Origin of the sequence: Muriicola sp. (assembly GCF_049669965.1) — a bacterium.
GTDB lineage: Bacteria > Bacteroidota > Bacteroidia > Flavobacteriales > Flavobacteriaceae > Muriicola.
Map to the genome: position 1 here is coordinate 1 of NZ_JBATLB010000097.1, position 1,972 is coordinate 1,972.

Below are 1,972 nucleotides of genomic sequence, written 5' to 3' on the forward strand. Positions count from 1 at the left end.
GAGATATGAAATACTATTTTAATAAAGAACTGAAAATGGGTTTTGAAGAGGTAATTATTAAAGTTACAAAAGCTCTGAAGGAAGAGGGGTTTGGAATCTTGACGGAAATAGACATAAAGGATACCTTAAGAAAAAAACTGGATATAGATTTCCGCAACTATAAAATATTAGGAGCCTGTAATCCTCCTTTTGCACATAAGGCCTTACTAGCTGAGGACAAAATTGGTACTATGCTGCCTTGCAACGTCATTGTCCAACAGATAGATGCGAACACCGTTGAAGTGGCCGCCATCAATCCCATGGCCTCTATGATGGCTGTCAAAAATGATAACCTCAACGATATTGCCGAAGAAATAACATCTAAACTCAAAAATGCAATCGATAGTCTATAGTATACGGAATATCACGGTGTAGAAAAAACCTTTCAGCGTAGCAGATCATTAAAAACAACCAAATAGTCAACTATAAAAAACAGGAGGTTTTGGGGCCTCCTGTTTTCTTTGAAGTGTTCTTATTGTTATTTGCATCCGATCTTTCCCTGAATCATCTTATTGCTAAAATGCCAGAGTGGCAATCTTCACAAAACCAATACGAACCCTTACCGTAAATATTTTAAAAGAATCCGGGATACTTTGTTAAACATCCCGGATTCCAGGAAGATTTTATTCATCCCAATGACCGCTTATACTGGCCCTTACCAGAATCTATTGCTAAACTCTTTCAGCACTCAAAAGGTGTAAAGGGGTTCATGACCTCTTCCTTTTCTTTTTCATTGGATTTTTGTTTCCCCACGAATCAAAAACCCAACATACTTATATAATTTCAAAGAATTATATCACTTTTATTTATACTACTAAAGTACGGTATTGAATTCAGATTGAAAATGACCTGGATCAGTTTGGAGATTTTTTTGTTTATTTTGCATTTAAATTCTCAATTCGCTTTTCCGGCAGATTATTTTAGTTCTGATTCCTGGTTTTTGCATCCTTTTCTTCCTGCCTCTCGAGCTTCCTAAAATACCCCCGGAATAAAAAATTATGTTTTAAGGCTTCCATATTTTCATTGAACCGTTCCACGCCCTGCTCTGCATTTTGTATGGTACTTTGTAATTGGTTAACCAAAACAGTATCCGAGGTCAAATAATTTAATGCACCGTCGCCTTTTGCTATTTTAGAAGTCAAACTATCCAAATTTTGAGTCATGGATTGAATTTTTATACTTGTGGCTTCCAGATTAATAATAACGTTCTTTAGCTGTTTCCCCGAAAGGGAATCATTCAGTAGCATACCCAGGGCGCTATGTTCAACATCGATGTTTTTTACGATACTGTTAAGCTCGTGGATGGTCATATTTGCGCTGCTACTTGCATTTTTTAAGTTGATTACTGTTTGCTGCAGGTCTTTGGCCATAATGGTGTCATTCAGTAATCTGCCCAGTGTTCCTTTTCCACTGTTCAGGGATGCTGTTATTTTTAGAAGATCTTCGGTTAGCAAGGCTGCATTTTCATTGGTAACGCTCAGCGTACTGAGCATATCGGCAGTCGCAATGCGGCTAAGTGATTGAATTTCATCGCCCGATGTAACCAAAGGTGCCGTAACGCCCCCCGGAACAATATTGATGATCATGCTACCTACAAGTCCATCAGTGGCGATGGCTGCGACAGCGTTTGTTTTGATATGATCGCGCATGCTTTCCTGAATGACCATTCGTACCCGTATAGTGGTATCGTTTTTCATTTCGATGCCTGTTACTGTACCAATATTAATGCCCGAATAGCGTACATTATTCCCTTTTTGCAGGCCACTTACATTTTTAAAAGTGGTGTAAATATTAATGGTGTCACCAAAAAGATTCTGTTGGTTACCAATGAGATAAGCTGCAATGACCAATAACAGGGTTCCTGCAATTACAAAAATCCCTAGTCTTATTTTTTCTGATGTTGTCTTTTCCATGCCGTTATTATTAGTCTTCT

At 38.0% G+C, this 1,972-nt stretch carries 2 protein-coding genes; one reads left to right on the top strand and one right to left on the bottom strand.

Going from position 1 to position 1,972, the window contains the following annotated elements; translation table 11 throughout:
* The first annotated feature begins 5 nt into the window (after nt 1–5).
* On the top strand, nt 6–392 hold the full coding sequence (locus WBM49_RS05265) for a DUF302 domain-containing protein (protein WP_424371016.1): 387 nt from the start codon (nt 6–8) through the stop codon (nt 390–392).
* Between the two features lie 567 nt (nt 393–959).
* On the opposite strand, the gene WBM49_RS05270 is transcribed toward WBM49_RS05265, so the two are convergent.
* Nucleotides 960–1,972, bottom strand: a 1,013-nt coding sequence (locus WBM49_RS05270; RefSeq protein WP_424371015.1) for an MlaD family protein, incomplete at its 5' end; no start/stop codon positions are given.

Excerpts from the sequence above, each read along its gene's own strand:
- WBM49_RS05265 (WP_424371016.1), top strand. The coding sequence starts at position 6 with ATGAAATACTATTTTAATAAAGAACTGAAAATGGGTTTTGAAGAGGTA.